Origin of the sequence: Marinitoga sp. 1137, assembly GCF_001941525.1 — a bacterium.
Taxonomy (GTDB): Bacteria; Thermotogota; Thermotogae; order Petrotogales; family Petrotogaceae; genus Marinitoga; species Marinitoga piezophila.
The window spans coordinates 2,047,638-2,063,275 of sequence record NZ_CP009471.1; the positions used below are offsets into that span (position 1 = coordinate 2,047,638).

The following is a 15,638-nucleotide window of genomic DNA, read 5'->3' on the forward strand; positions in this document are numbered from 1 at the left end:
ATAATAAAGGAGGAATGGATTATGCCAGAAGAAGAAAATGTAAAAAAGCCAAGTAGATTTAAGAGATTATTCGGTTTATTTTTTTGGTCAATATTTATAACAGGTATTGTAATCACAATAATATATATAAATTTTGAATTTGGAAGATTAAAAACATTAAATTTAAGTATAAAGGAAGACTGGAAAAGTTTTGTAGCATATATGCTACAAAAAGTGCCTGTATTAAAAGATAAAGTAAAATATGAATATTTAGATGTAGGAAATGCATACGTTATCCAAGAAAAATTACTTGAAGATAGAATGAAAGAAATAGATATAAAAAATGAAAAATTAAAATCACAAATTGAAGAGTTGAATAAATTATCAGTTCAACTTAGCAATGAAGCAAGTGAACTTGCTATTGCAAAACAAAAGCTGGAAGAAGAAAAAAAGAAATTTGAAAAAGAAAAGGAAATGTTTGAAGATTATAAATATAGAATAAAAAAATTATCCGAATGGTTCGCCTCCTCTACACCATCTCAAATAGCGTTAGCGCTTTCCAGAGATGAAGTAAGCATAGATTTAATAGTCAATGCGTTATTAATGCTGCCTTCTGATACAGCAGCAGAGATAGTACAGGCATTGGCACAGGTAAATCCAACAAAAGCTGCAAATGTTATTTCAAAGATAGGGGAGGTGAAAAGTCAATAGGAGGGAAAAAATGATATCCGGTCTTCCTTTATTATTCTCGATAAAAAAAGAGAAAAAGGCATTATTCGCCAATGAAAATAATGAAATAAAATCCGCAAATAAAACTTTCTACAAACTATTTGTGGAAAATAAAAATTCTTCATTAAATCACGCTTCAAAAATAAATTCTTTCGTTAAAAAAGAAGCTTTCCGGGATAATGAAAAATCCAGGATTCTTAAATCATTAAATATAAAAAAGATAAATATAAAAAAAATAAATGGCTATGAAACTGGAAATAGCCATTTAAAGTCTTTTGCCATAAAGAAGGTTAAATTAACAAAACTGGAGAAAAGCTTAAAAAATGACAATTTGAAAATAGAAAATAAAGAAAATGTTGATTATAAGAAGATAATAGAAATACTGAAAAGTGTAGAAGAAAATATAAAATATTTAAAGATAGAACCAGAAAAAATAAATAAAAAAGCTTTAATAGAGATAAAAAAAGAAATAGATAATATAAAAAAAGCAATATTTTCTTTAGAAAAAAAGACTGAAGATAAAAGTGGATTAAATGAAAAGTTAAAACAGATAGTAGAAATATTTGAAAAAGATATAAAAAATATAGAAAACTCAAAGCAAATAAGAAAAATATATATAAAGGATTCTGATTTAATAAAATTTTCAGAGAATAAAGAAACTCAGAAATTCAGCAGAGAGATTAATATAAAAAAGGAAGAATTAAAAAGTGACAATAAGAGTGATAATAAACTGGAAGTAATAAATAAATCAATTGAAATGTTAAAAAATAAAATTGATGAACTGGATAAATTATCAGAAAAAATGAACAAAGTGATTGTTGAAAACAAGAGTAATAATTTAATAAATAAGAAAGAAAGTAAAATAAACGAAGCAAATAAAGAAAAATTAATTAAGGAATTAAAGCAAATACACAAAAAATTACAAAATATGAATTCAAAAGAAGACAAAAATGAAATTAATGAAGTAAAAAGAATTATAGTTGCTTTAATAAATAAAATATCTGATAGAAACAAATCCAATGAAATTAAAGAAATAAAAAACGAGTTAAGCAAAGCATTGGAAAAAATAAAACTAATAAATATTGAAATTGAAAATAAGAAATCAGAGATAATAGAAAGTAAGAAGATAGAGGTAATTAATAATAATGAATTTAATGAAAATCAGATAAAAGATAAAATAAGAAAAATTTTAATAAAATCAGATTTGAAATTAACTGAAATCAATAAAGGAAATCCTGATACCAAACACAAAGAAAAAATAATGAAAATAGCAGAGGAAATAATTAATACAGTAGAATCTTATCCTAAAACAAAAATATCAAATAAAGATGAAATCAAAGAGAAAGTTTATAAAAAAATTAAAGAATCTGGGATAAATAATCTTAATATCAATAAATTAAATGAAGATAATGAAAAGCTTTTAGAAAGCTTAATAAATCTCTTTGATTTTCATAAAGTGAAAAAAGAAATAAAAAATCCAGAAATAAAGAAAATAATAAATGAAACCGCTGGAAAAATATTTAATATATTAAAAAATAATCATAATATAAAATATGAAGATAAAAACATAAAAAAAATAGAATATTTAATATTAGAAGCGGTAAAAAATAACAAAGAAAATTCAGAAGAAAAGGAAACGGCAAAGATAATTACCGAAAGTATAATTAAAGAATTAAACATAAATCCATTCCAGAAAAATGAAGGTAAAACTAAAGACTTAAAAATAAAAATTGAAAAAGAAATTGAATCCATGATAAAAAAGATAAATAAACAAATAAAAGAAGGCGATGTCAAAGAGCTCAATATAGATAAAAAAACAACAGAAAATCATAATGAAAAATTAAATTTTACAAAAGAAGATGTAAAAAAGGTTATAAGATTTATATTATCTTATAAAGAAAAAGATGAAATATTATCCAAAGATACCAGAGAAGAAATAAAGGAAATAAAGAAAATAATTATAGATAATCAGAATAAAAAAGGTGAATCACCAATTGGACAAAAAAAAGAAAAAGATCTTAGTAATATTACTCGAAGAGAGAATAATTTAAATGAACTACAAAATAAAATAGAAAAATTAATAAAAGATATTTTTCATGATGTTGAACAATCTAAATTAACTCCTGAAACATATCCAGAAGAACTTAAAAAATTAATAAAAGATATTCAAAAAGTTTTCTTTAAATTGCCTGAAAAAAATGAAAAAATCAAATCCTCTCATAATATAAATAATATAAAAAGAGAAAATGGAGGAAAGATAGAAAAGCGTATAAACAACAAAATAGATCAAAATAATAAAAACAATGAGTTTGAAAGGATACGTATAAATAGAAATAATACTGAAAAGTTCAAATATCTGGAAAATAAAGAAGTGGATAATGCGGAATTTATTAAAAATGAAAAAGTTCCAGAAATCTTAAAGGCTAAATCTGTAAAATACAAAAAATTAAAAAATACGTTGAATCTAAAAAAAGGTAATAATTATAAAGTTTCAATAAAAAATACCTTTGATAGTAACCAGAAAGTATTGCAGATAAAAGATAAAAATATCAATATAAAAATATTAATTAATAACAATAAACAGGCCGTAGCATTATTAAAAAGTATAGAATTAAACAAAGCTCATATAAAAAAACCACAGAATAATATAGACGTAAATCTATTAAAACACAAAATACAGACTTTTATGGAAAATAACAAAAAACATGTTGAAAAAATATATTCTTCAGAAAAATCAGAAGGATATATATTAAAAAACAATATCTCCGGAAATAATATCAAGGATTTAAAAGGAGTATTATCGAAAAATAAAATGGATTATACATTAGTTAAAAATTATAAAGACATAAAAGTTCTGATTAAATACAGTAAAGAAGGAATAGATGAAGCAAGGGAAATACTAAAAACAGTAGAAAATATTAAGATAAAGAAAAATAACAAAATATCCTATATACCAGAAAATAAAATAGAAAATTTTAGAAATTTAAAAAGGGATAAAAAAGTAGAATTAAAATCTCCAATATTTGAGAAAAAAGTGGAATATTTGCATCCGCATTTGTTAAAACAAACATCAGCGCAGGAAACAAGGCAGTTAACAAACAATAATGTTCCAAAAACAATTACAATAAATGAATTACAAAATCGTATAGTTAATACAATAAAGAAAATAGAAAATGTTCCAAAATACTTTGAAAAAACTGTAGTAAAAGTTAATCCACCAGATCTTGGAGAAGTTGAAATAAAAATAATAAAATCAATGAAAAATTTATCCCTTGATATTACAGTTGAAAATGACAGATACGGAAGAGAAATTGAAAAACGGCTTGAAAATGTTATACAGGTATTTAAGGAAAATTATGAAAAAATGGAATTAAATATAAAGACAGATCAGAGAAATGAGCAAAATCAGGATAATTCTCAAAATCAGCAAAGAGAAAATAATCAAAAAGAGAATTTATATAAAGAAAATGACAGCGAAAATGAAAAAAAGAGAAAAGATAAAAGAAATACATTCTGGGAATTTTTGAGAGGTGATCTAAATGATCAATAATGTTGATCCAGCAGCAAGTTTAGTATTTTCACAGTATTCAAAGCCTAAAAGTTCAGAACCCAAAAAAGAACTGGATAAAGATGCGTTTTTAAAGATTTTAATGACACAGTTAAAGTATCAGGATCCAACCAATACAATGAACGATAGAGAATTTATCTCGCAAATGTCTGAACTGTCAATGACAGAACAAATAATGAATATGAGTGAATCGTTTCAGGATATGGTTAACTCCCAAATGAGTTTATTTAAAGTACAAACGTCCAATTTAATAGGTAAAAATGTTGTGGTAGAAAACAATAAAATAAATCTTGTTAATGGATTTTCTGATGCAATAATTTATAATCTTGAAGAACCAACCAAGGTATTTGTGGATATTTATGATGAAAATGACAATCTTGTTTTTACAAAGAGTTTGGGTATTCAGGAAGAAGGAATGAAAACATTTAACTGGGATGGAAGAAATACAGATGGTTCTCAGGTTGCAGATGGAACATACAAGTATGACGTATATACGTACAAAGATGGGAAAAAGGTAAAAATCGGAGGTTTAGATGGAGGAAAGGTAGATGCAGTACAATTTGAAGACAATCAGTTTTATGTTTTGGTAAATGGAAGAAAGTATAGCACAGACAAAATAGTGGAAATATCAGAAATATAAAAATAAAATAAATTTGGGAGGAGATTATATGTTAAGAGCAATGTTTAGTGGTCAGAGTGGATTGAAAAACTTTCAGACACAATTAGACGTTATAGGTAATAATATCTCCAATGTAAACACCGTTGGTTATAAAACTTCAAGAGTAACATTTCAGAATACACTTTCACAAACATTATCTGAAAGTAGAGGAGCAAGTGGACAATTTGGTGGAATAAATCCTACACAGGTTGGATTGGGATCAAAAATAGCATCAATAGATAAAATAATGACACAGGGGTCACTTCAGAATACAGGAAATAAAACAGATATGGCAATAAAAGGAGATGGATTTTTTGTATTATCAGATGGATTAACAAAATACTTTTCAAGAGCAGGTAACTTTACATTAGATTCAGAAGGGCATTTTGTAAATCCATCAAGTGGTATGAAATTACAGGGATGGAATGCAAAAATAACAGAAACAGGAAAAAGATATATAGATTCCAATGAACCTATTCAGGATATAACAATTTCTCCAAATCTTGTTATGGAAGCAAGAGAAACAACATTCCTTAATTTAGCGGACAATTTAAATTCTGATGTTGGAATAAAAGAAACAACAATGACGATAAAATCCTCATCAGGTGATGTTGTTCCGGTAAAATTTACCTTTGAAAGAATAATGTCAGAACAATATAAAGATAGAATTGTATATAGATGGCATGCTCAAAGTATAGATCCAGATAAAAACTATACATTACTTGGAGGAAGTAATTACGGTGAAGTTGAACTTGATGAAGTTGGTAATGTATTAAGATGGTCTAACTATCCAGGACATGTTGTTAGAGCCAATGCAACAAATGATTTTAACTCTTCATATCCTGCAGATTCAAGAATAGATATAGGTAAAAATGGAATAGATTGGCCATTAAGAGCATATGGAGATATTTCTGTAACAGATTCTAACGGTAATCCTGTTACATTAAGTTCTCAGGATTCAACAAGAGATAGCAGACCTGATATAGCGATATATAGAGATGCAACAAATCCAAATCAGGTAACAATCCAGGTTACAGATTCTGGAGGAACACAATATACAGGAACAATTTCTACAGACGGAACATTTTATGATTTAAACAGAAATTTTGCACAGGGAGTTACTCTTACCGATAGTGGAGGTAATGAAATAACATTAAAAAATCTTATTTTAGATTCAGGTGTTTCAGAATCAGTTGCATTATTACCAGTAGGTTCTACAAACGCATTATCCATAGAATTATATCAATCTTCATCTGATGATGCCACTGAGTGGGGACTTGATGGTATATACATGACAGATACAAAAGGAGAATTAATTCCAAAATATCAGGATGAAGATAATAGATTACAATTAACAGATGGTACAAATACAAGGAATGTGAAATTCTTAGGCGGTATTTCATTAAAAGACAGTCAGAACAATGAAGTATATTATGATCCAAGGGATATATCATTTAGTGTAGATAATAATGGAAATGTAACTATAACATTAAAAGTGGAAGAAAGTGGTTCATTAAAAACAGTAACCTTTACAGATGCAGATGGAGATAGCGCATCAGCAGATACAGTTGAAGAATTTAATGCAAAAATGGAAAGTGGATGGAAATCAACAGATGGAAAATACACAATAGCTGGATTATCAGTAATAGAAGCAAATGCTACAGACACATTTGTTGCAACAACCGGAAACACAGCAGGTGAAACATCAGAAGATGGAACAGTTAGATATATTGCAGCAAGAAAAATAATTCAAACTCCAGTTTCAGGTGAATTAAGATTAATAGATACAGAAAATTCTCAGAATTATAAAATAGCAGAATACGAAAATCCAAATGTGGTTATTTCAACAAAAATATATGATTCACTTGGAAATGATTACGATATAAATATAAAATACACAAAAATTGCTGACAACACATGGTACTGGAAAGCAGAAACAGTAGACGGACAGCCATTATACAAAATAACAGAAGATGGTACAACAACATCTGACCCTGCAGAAGGTGTTATAGCCTTTGATGGGAAAGGTCAATATTTAAGTTCAAGATGGAGATTGGATTCAGTTGGATATGTTGATTATGACACATCAGATGGAAACAATGGAGCTATTGGATTCTGGTTTGATCCTGCAAGCACAGGTGAATCTCCAAATGAAAGGGTTGCACCATCATCAGTTGCAGCGGCTGGACCTGTAAAAGTATCTTTAAACATGTATGATTTAACACAATTTGCAGCACCAAATTCAGTAAACATTGCAGATCAGGATGGAAATGCAAAAGGCGTATTGCAGAATTTCACAATTAATGATTTAGGTGAAGTGTTGGGAATATTCTCAAATGGAAAATCAGATTTAATTGCTCAGGTAGCTGTTGCTAAATTCACCAATCCTGGAGGATTGCTTGATGTAGGTAACTCAATGTTTATGCAAAGTGATAACAGTGGAATTGCCAAAATAGGATCTTTTGGTGAGGAAGGTGCAGGAACTCTTGTATCAGGAGCGTTAGAAATGTCAAATGTTGATTTATCAGAAGAATTTACAAAAATGATTACAGCCCAGAGAGGATTCCAGGCAGCAGCAAGGGTAATAACAACATCAGATCAGATTTTAACAGAGCTTGTTAACCTCAAGAGATAATGAGGTGATTTAATTGATAAAAGTAACTAATCTTGGAGGTAAAGAGTTTTATATAAATCCTGATATGATAGAAAAGATAGAGTCCCGTCCAGATACAACAATAATTTTAAACAATGGTCATATCTATATAGTAAAAGAAGATGTAAAAAAAATAATAGAAGAAATAATAAACTTTAAAAGCAGGATATTTTCCGGGACATACTCAAGGGGTGATTAGATGGATCTCTCAAGTTTAATAGGATTGGGTTTGGCTTTTGTTGCTATATTAATTGGTGGTGGATCAGGATTAGGACAATTATGGGATACAAACTCCTTCTTTATTACAGTTATTGGTTCTATTGGGGGTATGATGATTGCCGCGCCAAAAGATATCTCCTTTAAAATAGTTAGTGCAATAATGATGGGAATAAAAGAACCAAAAATGGATATGGTCGAAATTTTAAAAACATTATATTCATTTGCAGAAAAAGCAAGAAGAGAAGGTTTAATATCCCTTGAAGCAGATCTTGAAGGCCTTGATAACGAATTTATGAAAGAAGGTTTAAGGGCTGCAGTTGATGGTACTGATCCAGAAGAAATAAGGAAAATCCTTGAAATAAAAATGGAGTTATTTGAAGCGGAACAAAGTAAATGGTCGGGTATCCTAAACACATGGGGTACATTAGCTCCAGCATACGGAATGATTGGAACGCTGATAGGTCTCGTTTTGATGCTTGGTAGTTTGAACGATCCATCTACTATAGGTCCTAAAATGGCTATTGCTCTTATTACAACATTATACGGTGCTCTTGTTGCAAATATATTCTCTTTGCCAATAGCAGAAAAAATAGGAAGAAGAACATCAATACAGGTAAATCTTTTAAGGATGATAACTGAAGGAATATTATCAATAGTTTCAGGTGAAAACCCAAGATTAATGGAAGAAAAACTAAAAGCATTTTTAAGCCCTGATGAAAAGAAAAAATATGAATCAGAAAAAGAAGGGTGATATAAATGGCAGATAAATGTAAAAAAGATGAAGGGCCACCACCACCACCTGGTTGGCTGGCAACATTCAGTGATTTAAATTCGTTGCTTATGACATTCTTTGTTATGTTGTTCTCCATGGCAACAATTTCACCCGGTAAATTCCAGCAGGCAGCAGTAAGTTTTAGAAGTCCCTTTAGCGGAACGCCACCAAGTGTTTTGACGGGTGGAAAAAGTCTATCAGAAGAAAGCTTAATTACATCAAATCCTGGAATTAGAGTTGAACTTTTCAGACTACAGGACAATCCAAAGTATAAAGGAAGAATAACAATAGAAGAAAATGACAAAGGAACAATAATAAAAATGCAGGACATGGCATTTTTCGAGCCTGGTAGCGCTCAATTAACCAAAGATGCAAAAGAGTTGTTATATAAATTGGGTATAATTCTAATAGAACATTCAAACAATGCAATAGAAATATATGGATTTACAGATGACAGACCGCCAGAAGAACAATTAATATATCCATCAAACTGGCATTTAGGAGCCGCGCGTGCAGCAAGTGTGGCAAAATTCTTTACAGAAGAAATGAAAAAGAAAAGAACACTTGAAAGATTGGCAGAAGTAAAAGCCGGGAAATTTGATCCTGATTATTACTATAATCCTGAAAGATTCTATCCAATCTCAGAAGGAGATAAAGACATATTAAAAGATATACAAAAATTAAAATCAAACACCGAAGCAGAAAAGATGAAATTAAAAGAGGAATTTGAAAAAGGTATAATAGATATTGCAACCTTGAAAACAAAAGAAAAAGAATTAGATGAAAAATACAAAAATGATCTTGATAGACTAAGACATCTATACAGAAGAATTGATTTATTGATTTTAAGACAGCGCTTGAGATAAGAGAGGTGATTTAAGTGCCTGAAGAAGAAATCCAGGAAGAAGAGCAACAGGGTGGTAAAAAAGGTCCCAATATAATATTGCTTTTAATTATTGCAATAGTTGTTTCAGTGGCTTTATCTGTTGGTGGTGCTTTTGTTTTAATAAATATGCTTGGTAAGAATATTGCTCAGCAGGCACAACAACAGGCACAACAGCAGGCTCAGGGAGTTGAAGAAAAGGCTGTACAGGTTGGATTAGCTGAAATAATAAGGCCTGGTAATCAAAGACAATTTATGTTAAAAGGTGGAAATGAAATAGCAATAGTAAATGCACTTCAATTAAAGGTTGGAAGTGATGAATGTAGAGAGGCAGTAGCCCAATACAATGTTGAAATTTTAGAAGCGATAGGCCTTATCTTTATTACCAAAACACGTGAAGATTTAACTACGGTTGAAGGAAGAGAGATTTTAAAGAATCAGATAAAAAATGCTGTAAATGAAATTACAGGATTTGTTGGAGAAAAAGAGAAATATGGAGTGATACAGGTTATTATTGATATAGTTGTTATAACTTCAGCCTATTAGTTTATTAAAAAGGTGGTGAAAGTATGCCTCCAGAAAATGAAACGTTGTCACAAGAGGAAATAGATGCGTTATTGCAGGCGATGGAGGCGGGTTCTTTAGCTGTCTCAAATGTAAATGAAGAAGAAGATATAATGGCCAATATTCGGGAGTATAACTTCCGAAGGCCAATGAAATTTTCCAAGGAACAGCTAAGGACATTGCAATTAATACATGAAAACTATGCAAGGGATGTTTCAACATATTTATCTTCAAGAGCAAGATCATATGTAAATGTTACCTTTGCCAGTGTAGACCAGATTACATTTAGTGAATTTCAGCAATCTCTAACAAGTCCAACATTTATATCTGTATTCTCAACAGATATATTGCCAGGAAGTGCAGTATTTCAGATGGGGCTTGATATTGGTTATGTTTTAGTCGATAAATTATTGGGAGGACCTGGAATTCCTCTCGAAACATTAAGAACCCCTACTGAATTAGAACTTGCAATTTTAAGAAAAGAGGGATTATCTTTAATAAAAGCATTAAGTAAGGCATGGGCCACAATAGTGCCATTTGACACTATTCTGGAAAAAACAGAGTTTAATCCGCAATTTGTTCAAATTGCGGCTCCAAACGAAATGACAGTGTTAATTACATTATCAATAAATTTCAGAGATATACAGGGATTTATAAATGTATGTTGGCCTTCTTCGTTATTAGAACCAATAAATGAAAAATTGACCACAAGATTATGGTCTCCAGATATAAAAACATCACCAAAACAAATGGAAAAATTAAAAAATTCCGTGTTAATGGCTAAAGCAGATGTTAAAGCTGTATTGGGAAAAACAACGCTTCAGTTGGGTGAATTTTTAAATATAGACATAGGTGATGTTATAAGACTTGATTCATTTAATGATGAACCAATTGATGTAACCATTCAGGATACACCTGTATTCAAGGGAACTCCTGGAACACATAAAGGACATTATGCTATAAAAATAGAAAAAGAAGATCCTGAATTGCTTGAAAAAGTGCTTGTGGAAAGATATCTGGAGAGTTTGCAATAATGGAGGTGTAACAAATGTCTGATGAATTTTTATCTCAAGAGGAGTTAGACGCGCTCTTACAGGGATTAACTCAGGAAGAAAATAGTTCTGGAAATACAGCTGATTCTGGAAGTTCAGCTTCAGCATCAGCAAGTGGACCAACTACTTCAAGTGAAAATGCACAGGTTGATGATGTGTTATTAGACCTTGTTGGAGAAGTTGGAAATATTGCAATGGGTGCTGGAGCAACAACATTATCAACCTTATTAAAAAGAAAGGTTGATATATCAAGTCCAACACCGCTTAAATTATTAAAGTCTGAATTAAAAAATCAATTTAGTGGGAAATATTTAATGATATCCATAAACTATAAAGATGGATTACGGGGTACAAATTTCTTTTTATTCCCTGCTGAAATCTCCTCCATTATTGCAGACTTAATGATGGGTGGTACAGGTGAAAATGTACCGGAAACATTTGATGAAATATCAATAAGCGCATTAGCAGAAGCAATAAACCAGATGATGGGTGCAGCGGCTACATCGCTTTCGGATTTTTTGCAAACGAAAGTTGATATAACGCCACCTCAGGTAGAGGTTCTGGATTTTGATGATCCCAATTTAACCTTTCCACCTGATTTTGAGGGAACAGCAGATACAATAATAGCTGTTAAATTTATATTAAAGATTCAGGGAATGAAAGATGGGGAAATGTGGCAATTTGTTCCAATAGATATAGCACATGATATAAAAGAAAAAGTTCTTGCAGCACAACAGGTTGATCTTGAAGAAAATGCACAGGCACAACAGGCTGCAGGAGCTCCGGCTCAAATGCCAGCTCAACAACCAATGCAACAACAAATGCCAATGCAGCAACAGATGCCGATGCAGCAACCAATGCCGCAACAACAGATGCCAATGCAACAACCAATGATGCCACAACAACAAATGCCGATGCAACAACCAATGTATCCTCAATATCCACAACAACAAATGCCAATGCAACAGCCAATGATGTATCCTCAATATCCACAACAAATGCCGATGCAACAACCAATGGGATATATCCCGCCGGAACAACAGGTTAATGTACAACCAAAAACATTTGGGAATATTTCAGGAAAAACAGTTGAACCAACAGAAGAGATAGACTATGAAAAATTACAATTATTATTTGATGTACCATTAAATGTATCTGTTGAACTTGGTCGAAGGAAATATTCATTGAGAGATATTCTTAATTTCCATCAGGGATCAATGATTCAATTGGATAAATTAGCCGGTGAACCTGTAGATATATATGTAAATGGCAGATTAATTGCACGTGGAGAGGTTGTTGTTATAGATGAAAACTTTGGTGTTAGAATCACAGAAATAGTATCTTTAGAAGAAAGGTTGAGAGCGTTAAAATGATGAGAAAAAGCATCTTTTTAATTCTGATAATAATAATTTCTATAATATCGTTTTCTGATAATATATACGATGAATTTTCAGAATATTCAAAATTGCAGCAATTTAAAGTTACAATAAAAATGAAATTTGAGGTAGATGCAACACCTACCTCAATTTTTCTTGATTTATATGTGGATAATTATAAATATTATTATTTTGAAATTCATGAACCGGAAATACTATCCGGAATAGGCTATTATTATGATTATCATAAAGATAAATTTTATACAGAATTAAACGGTAAACCGGCTGATAGTTATGATAATATAAAACAAAACCTGAAAGTATTTATTAATTTTATAAAAGTGCTTTCTGTTTCTTATACACCTGAAAAATTTATAATAAAAAAAATAGAGACAGATAATTATAATATATATTATTTTTATCCTAAAACAAAAAATCTTCTCAGATTAATGCGTGTTGATTATACACAGTTAAAAATATATATGAAAAAAATTTATAACACATATTATGCTGAAAAGATGGAATTTTATAATTCAAATAATAAAAAAAAGGTGGAAGTATATTTCAACTTCTCACCTATGAATACAGATTTCATAAAAGAAAAATTATTATCATTCTCTGTTGAGTAATTCAGGATATTTAAGTTTTTTGAATTTTTTCAATAATTCTTCAACATTACCTGATTTAAATGTATTAAGATAATCAAGTTGAAAATCAATAAGTTCTTTTCCTCCCGGTTTTCCATGACCGGGAATTATTTTATTTATATCCTGTGATTTAAATTCATTTAAAATCTTTATCCAGTTATCAATATTGCCATCATCAAGTTCAGAATGGGTTCCTGAAACAATTAAATCCCCCGCAATAAGAATATTATCCGGATAAATCTTATAAATAGTGGAATCTGCAGTATGACCTCCCAATGAAATACCACTAATTACAGATTTTGAAGAGGTATTTAAAGTATCATTTCTGAAAATATTAAATTTGCATTTAGCAAGTTTTTTCTGTAAATCAGAAAAATCGTATTCAGATTCCTTTGAAATTTTTTCAAGAATTTCATTGTCATAATCAAAAAGTTTTATCATAGTCTTTTCTGATAGGATTATTTCTAATTTTCCATAAAAAATTGCTCCAAATGAATGATCAGGATGATAATGGGTTAAAAATACCTTTTTTACCTTCTTTTTAGTTCTCAATTCAACTAACTCTATAATTTTTTCTAACTTTTCAGGATAAAGTGAAGAATCGATTAAAATTACCTCTTCATTTAATTCTACAGCTGTAACATTACTTGCCATATTTTCAAACCAGAACACCAGAACCTTATTATTAATTACCTCCAGCATTATAGACTCCTCCTTAATCATTTTCATTTAATAGTTCTTTATATATTGATTTTTTTCCTTAAAAATGTTAGAATTGTTTGTAAGACAAACAATAGGGGGTGAATATTATAATCAAAGAATTTGTGAAAAAAAATTGGTGGCGTTATTTAATAGGGATAATTTTTTTATTGATGATTGATTATTTTCAAATATTTATTCCTAAAAAAATAGGTGGAATAATTGACAACCTGAAAAATATTGAAAATATGAATGTCATTAAAACCTATATTATTTCAATGCTTACACTTGCTGTTTCAATAATGATAGGAAGATTTATATGGAGATTTTTTATATTTGGAACTTCAAGATTATTTGAATTCAAAACAGCAAACAAAATGTTTGGTCATATATTGGACCAGTCATATGACTTTTATGACAAATGGAGAACAGGAGATTTAATGACCAGATTTACAGAAGATTTAAATTCTGTAAGAATGGCAATGGGGCCGTCAATAGTAATGATGATAGACACATTATTTATGTCTTCTATAACCATATATGCAATGATAAACTTTGTCAATTTAAAGCTTACAATATATTCATTATTGCCATTGCCAATAATAGGTTTAATTACACTATTCTTTGGAAAAACAATAAGAAAATTATTTAAACATTTACAAAAAACAATTTCTGATTTATCAGACCATACAGAAGAAAGTTATGCGGGTATTCATGTTGTAAAGGTATTTTCTCTTGAAAAAACAATGTTAAAAAGATTTAATGACAGATCTCAAAAATACTATGATGCCCAGATGAGCTTAATAAAAACATGGGGATTAATGTTTCCATTAATTCAGTTTTTAGCTTCAATGTCTGGTGTAATTGCCATATATCTTGGTGGGAAAATGGTAATAAATGAAGAAATTACATTTGGACAGTTAATAATGTTTTACTCATATATTGGTATGTTAGTATGGCCTATGATGGCAATAGGATGGGTAGTAAATGTATTACAAAGAGGTAAAGCTTCCTACCAGCGATTAATGGAAATAATGAAATCAAAATCAAATGTTCCTGAACCAGAAAAAATAGATGAAAATTATAAATTTAAAGGGAAAATTGAAATAAAGAATTTAAACTTTAAATATCCAGGAACAGATAAAATAGTCTTAAAAAATATAAATATGAATATAGAACCGGGAGAAATGGTAGCTTTTGTTGGAAAGATAGGTTCTGGAAAATCCACAATAGCTAAACTGCTTTTAAAATTCTATCCTGTGGAAGACGGGAAAATATTTATTGATGGTATAGACATTAACAAATTACATTCTAAGGTAATAAGAGATAATATCGCATATGTTCCTCAGGAATCATTTTTATTTTCAATGCCAATAGAAGATAATATAAGTTTTGCCCATCCTGAACAGGTAGAAAAAGCGCCGGAATTTGCAAAAATAGCTAATGTTCATGAAGATATACTTGAATTACCTGAAAAATATAAAACGCTTGTTGGCGAAAGAGGAGTAACATTATCCGGCGGTCAGAAACAAAGGGTAAGTATTGCAAGAGCATTGGCTAAAGATGCCTCCTTTATAATTCTGGACGATTGTCTTTCTGCTGTTGATACAGAAACAGAAGAAGCAATAATAAACAATTTAAGAAATAATGTAATTAACAAAACAATGATAGTTATATCCCATAGACTAAAAGCTGTTCGAAACGCAGATAAAATATTTGTATTTGATGATGGTGAAATAATTGAATCAGGAACTCATCAGGAATTAATGGCACTTGAAGGCGTATATTATGGTATGTATATGAAACAGCTCATTGAAGAAAAGTTAGAGGAGGAATAAT

13 protein-coding genes are annotated in these 15,638 nt (G+C 29.7%); 12 read left to right on the forward strand and 1 reads right to left on the reverse strand.

The genetic code is table 11. The annotated features are described in order from the left end of the window. Positions 1-21 precede the first annotated feature (21 nt). Genes LN42_RS09795 through LN42_RS09845 form a run of 11 tightly spaced genes read left to right on the forward strand, consistent with a single transcriptional unit; the run spans position 22 to position 13,082 of the window. Positions 22-690: a hypothetical protein gene (locus tag LN42_RS09795; protein ID WP_014297354.1), complete on the forward strand. Its 669-nt coding sequence runs from the start codon at positions 22-24 to the stop codon at positions 688-690. Positions 691-700: 10 nt separating this feature from the next. After that, complete coding sequence (locus LN42_RS09800) at positions 701-4,258, forward strand: hypothetical protein (RefSeq protein ID WP_075780747.1); 3,558 nt, start codon at positions 701-703, stop codon at positions 4,256-4,258. Then, positions 4,248-4,916, forward strand: coding sequence for a flagellar hook assembly protein FlgD (locus LN42_RS09805; protein ID WP_014297356.1), 669 nt, complete (start codon positions 4,248-4,250; stop codon positions 4,914-4,916). The genes LN42_RS09800 and LN42_RS09805 overlap by 11 nt, the downstream gene beginning before the upstream one ends. A gap of 28 nt (positions 4,917-4,944) precedes the next feature. Further along, complete coding sequence (locus LN42_RS09810; protein ID WP_014297357.1) at positions 4,945-7,569, forward strand: flagellar hook-basal body complex protein; 2,625 nt, start codon at positions 4,945-4,947, stop codon at positions 7,567-7,569. Between the two features lie 13 nt (positions 7,570-7,582). Then, positions 7,583-7,786, forward strand: a complete 204-nt coding sequence (locus LN42_RS09815) for a flagellar FlbD family protein (protein ID WP_014297358.1) — start codon at positions 7,583-7,585, stop codon at positions 7,784-7,786. Continuing rightward, the gene (locus LN42_RS09820) at positions 7,787-8,557 is read left to right on the forward strand and encodes a motility protein A (RefSeq protein WP_014297359.1); all 771 of its coding nucleotides are present in this window, start codon (positions 7,787-7,789) and stop codon (positions 8,555-8,557) included. A gap of 5 nt (positions 8,558-8,562) precedes the next feature. Further along, positions 8,563-9,444: a flagellar motor protein MotB gene (locus tag LN42_RS09825; RefSeq protein WP_075780748.1), complete on the forward strand. Its 882-nt coding sequence runs from the start codon at positions 8,563-8,565 to the stop codon at positions 9,442-9,444. Between the two features lie 14 nt (positions 9,445-9,458). Then, positions 9,459-10,007, forward strand: a complete 549-nt coding sequence (gene fliL / locus LN42_RS09830; RefSeq protein WP_014297360.1) for a flagellar basal body-associated protein FliL — start codon at positions 9,459-9,461, stop codon at positions 10,005-10,007. 23 nt (positions 10,008-10,030) lie between these two features. Continuing rightward, complete coding sequence (fliM, locus tag LN42_RS09835; protein WP_014297361.1) at positions 10,031-11,059, forward strand: flagellar motor switch protein FliM; 1,029 nt, start codon at positions 10,031-10,033, stop codon at positions 11,057-11,059. Positions 11,060-11,073: 14 nt separating this feature from the next. Then, a complete protein-coding gene (gene fliY, locus LN42_RS09840) occupies positions 11,074-12,450 on the forward strand; it encodes a flagellar motor switch phosphatase FliY (RefSeq protein ID WP_075780749.1) in 1,377 nt (458 codons plus the stop codon). Beyond that, positions 12,447-13,082, forward strand: coding sequence for a hypothetical protein (locus LN42_RS09845; protein WP_014297363.1), 636 nt, complete (start codon positions 12,447-12,449; stop codon positions 13,080-13,082). Before fliY ends, LN42_RS09845 begins: the two co-directional genes overlap by 4 nt. Here LN42_RS09845 and LN42_RS09850 read toward each other — a convergent pair. Next, positions 13,065-13,802 carry an MBL fold metallo-hydrolase gene (locus LN42_RS09850; protein WP_014297364.1) on the reverse strand — a complete coding sequence of 246 codons (738 nt, stop codon included), beginning with the start codon at positions 13,800-13,802 and terminating at the stop codon, positions 13,065-13,067. The genes LN42_RS09845 and LN42_RS09850 overlap by 18 nt on opposite strands. A 122-nt stretch (positions 13,803-13,924) precedes the next feature. Between LN42_RS09850 and LN42_RS09855 the strand changes: the two genes are divergently transcribed. Then, entirely contained in the window at positions 13,925-15,637 is a 1,713-nt protein-coding gene (locus tag LN42_RS09855; protein WP_255370598.1) for an ABC transporter ATP-binding protein, read from the forward strand. Position 15,638: the final 1 nt, after the last annotated feature.

Bases quoted from the DNA above. Each gene is read 5' to 3' on its own strand.
- LN42_RS09850 (WP_014297364.1), bottom strand. From the start codon at position 13,802: ATGCTGGAGGTAATTAATAATAAGGTTCTGGTGTTCTGGTTTGAAAAT.
- fliM (WP_014297361.1), top strand. From the start codon at position 10,031: ATGCCTCCAGAAAATGAAACGTTGTCACAAGAGGAAATAGATGCGTTA.
- LN42_RS09795 (WP_014297354.1), top strand. From the start codon at position 22: ATGCCAGAAGAAGAAAATGTAAAAAAGCCAAGTAGATTTAAGAGATTA.
- LN42_RS09845 (WP_014297363.1), top strand. From the start codon at position 12,447: ATGATGAGAAAAAGCATCTTTTTAATTCTGATAATAATAATTTCTATA.
- LN42_RS09820 (WP_014297359.1), top strand. From the start codon at position 7,787: ATGGATCTCTCAAGTTTAATAGGATTGGGTTTGGCTTTTGTTGCTATA.
- LN42_RS09800 (WP_075780747.1), top strand. From the start codon at position 701: ATGATATCCGGTCTTCCTTTATTATTCTCGATAAAAAAAGAGAAAAAG.
- LN42_RS09810 (WP_014297357.1), top strand. From the start codon at position 4,945: ATGTTAAGAGCAATGTTTAGTGGTCAGAGTGGATTGAAAAACTTTCAG.
- LN42_RS09825 (WP_075780748.1), top strand. From the start codon at position 8,563: ATGGCAGATAAATGTAAAAAAGATGAAGGGCCACCACCACCACCTGGT.
- LN42_RS09805 (WP_014297356.1), top strand. From the start codon at position 4,248: ATGATCAATAATGTTGATCCAGCAGCAAGTTTAGTATTTTCACAGTAT.
- fliY (WP_075780749.1), top strand. From the start codon at position 11,074: ATGTCTGATGAATTTTTATCTCAAGAGGAGTTAGACGCGCTCTTACAG.